The following is a 2,106-nucleotide window of genomic DNA, read 5'->3' on the forward strand; positions in this document are numbered from 1 at the left end:
ACCCGCTACGGGGGAGACTTACCCGAAATCTGATTTATTCAACAAAGCCCGTTTTAGGGTAAGGACGTATGGGGCAGATCCTCTCTGTTCCGACCGGGTGAAGATAGAGAGCTAAACTAAATGCTGATTTCATACGCATCTTTTACATCTCCACCTTACTCCGTAGATTTTGAGTTGTGATATGATCGCTTTGCTGTAGGTGTTGTAGGGATGAAGGGAAGGAGGGTTTCGCAGATTCTCCGTTCCGGATGCTCTAAAACGCTGTCAGAGGGATGATAAGGCAAAAAAAAGAACCCCGAAGGGTTCTCTTTTTCGCCTCAGTCAGCGATTCGCAGTCGCTGCTGCTGCCCGAAACATGTACCGAAGTTCACGTTGTCGTTACTATAGCGAAGTAATGTTACCCCTGGGGTGATTCTACGTCAACGTGAGCCGGTAGTTCTTGCAACCTGCAATATGGATTAAGTCTATGGCTGAAGTGCTGACTGCTTTCATAAAAGCGCCGCGTATAACTCAGGTGCTGACCATCGTTCTGTGCCTAATCTTGCTGGCGCTACTGGTCACTCCGCACCTGTTCTAAGTGTAGAACCACCGAATAAAAAAGCCGCTTATGCGGCTTTTTTATTCGGTATCAATGTACGGCAAAGTCACTTTTGACTGTAACAGGCACCACATGGGAGAGGTCGATCTCCTTGCGGGCGCGGCTAAGGTCATAGGTCGCCTGCATTGCCAGCCAGAGTCGAGCTGCGATTCCTAAACCTGCCTCAAGTTTAAGAGCCATTTCAGGACTGATTGCCGCTTTACCTGCCGAGACTTTACTCAGCGCAGAAGGGGAAACATCGAGGTTACGGGCAAGGGCTCGTAAGCTGATTTCGTTATCCTCCAGGTATTCGGTAATCAATCCCCCTGGGTGTGGTGGGTTGAGCATCGTCATTAGTGGTAGTCCTCCAGATTCAGTATGTAGGCATCACCATCTGTAAACTCAAAGGTGATTCGCCAGTTCGCCCGAACGGTGATCGCATAAAGATTCTTCTTATCGCCTTTCAGGGGGTGAAATTTAAATCCCGGATAGGCGCGGAAATCTTCTGTTGTCGTCGCTTCGTCTAACATCAGGAGGCGAAGTTTTATTCTCTCCACATCCTTTGCCTGTACTCCGCTCGGATCGTCGTTCTCAAAGAGCTTTTGTAACCCTTTGTGCTTGAAACTTTTTATCATTATTGATTCCCTGTTTCCCAACGGGAAACATTATACCACGCGTTTCTCTTAGCGAAACACTTTTCTGCAAATAAATTGTGTTTCAAGGGAAGGCGCAAGGCGAAAAACAATAATATGCGCACTTAAAATGTACATTAATAGTACATAAAGAGTACCTTATGTGTACGGTTAATTGCGTTGTATTGTATTGCTAAATTACAGGGAAATCCTCGAACTCCCCCGTTCTGGCATCGGTAACGATGTGCGTCACCACGCCCCTGATCTCGATACCTTCATCCTCATTATCCGGCAGGGCGCGGACGTTCTCCGGCCTGTCCAGCTCCTGTAGACATCTTGCCGGATGGAGACGCAGTCGCATGATCCTGAATTCATCTTCCAGCACGCAGAGCACCAGGGTGCCGTCAACCGGCCGCGCGCCGAAATCCACGATCAGCAGCGAACCCGGCCTGATGCCCTCCCGGAACGAGGTGCAGTCGCTACGAAATAGGAACACGCCCGGACGCCCGGTTTTACAGTAGCTATCCAGCGAGAGGCGGCTTTCCTGGTAATCCATTGCCGGTGACGGAAACCCCATATCAGCGCCCTCCGTTCGGATTAAACAGCTGGAACGTCCGGTTTTCTCCCTCATTGGGCGAGACGTCCCGGAACACCGTCACATACGTTTCTATCCACTGGTTAGCCTGGCGGGGCGTCCAGTGCCAGTTGAACTTGTGAAGCTCCCGGACAAAGGCTGCGGTCGTGACGGTCTGACGGCCATCCTGTTCGCGGGTGATGGCCGCACGCCAGGCAGCGTCAATTTCATAGCGTCGTGGCATCAGATTTACCTCTTTATACTGTATATGCATGGGTCTTCCCCGATCATGGTGGGAAGACTCAGAACGCCATATTCAGTTT

Annotated in this window: 4 protein-coding genes; all 4 read right to left on the reverse strand. The window is 50.3% G+C overall.

Features of this window, described 5'->3' with window-relative positions; translation table 11 throughout:
* Positions 1 to 628: 628 nt before the first annotated feature.
* On the reverse strand, positions 629 to 931 hold the full coding sequence (locus HX884_RS26205) for a HigA family addiction module antitoxin (RefSeq protein ID WP_001698908.1): 303 nt from the start codon (positions 929 to 931) through the stop codon (positions 629 to 631).
* Positions 931 to 1,212, reverse strand: a complete 282-nt coding sequence (locus HX884_RS26210) for a type II toxin-antitoxin system RelE/ParE family toxin (protein WP_021312774.1) — start codon at positions 1,210 to 1,212, stop codon at positions 931 to 933. The genes HX884_RS26205 and HX884_RS26210 overlap by 1 nt, the downstream gene beginning before the upstream one ends.
* A 190-nt stretch (positions 1,213 to 1,402) precedes the next feature.
* Positions 1,403 to 1,786, reverse strand: coding sequence for a S24 family peptidase (locus HX884_RS26215; RefSeq protein ID WP_023338071.1), 384 nt, complete (start codon positions 1,784 to 1,786; stop codon positions 1,403 to 1,405).
* Between the two features lies 1 nt (position 1,787).
* Complete coding sequence (locus HX884_RS26220) at positions 1,788 to 2,027, reverse strand: hypothetical protein (protein ID WP_017694266.1); 240 nt, start codon at positions 2,025 to 2,027, stop codon at positions 1,788 to 1,790.
* Between the last annotated feature and the right edge of the window lie 79 nt (positions 2,028 to 2,106).

The sequence above is a fragment of the Enterobacter sp. SECR19-1250 genome (assembly GCF_013391025.1).
Classification (GTDB): Bacteria; Pseudomonadota; Gammaproteobacteria; order Enterobacterales; family Enterobacteriaceae; genus Enterobacter; species Enterobacter cloacae.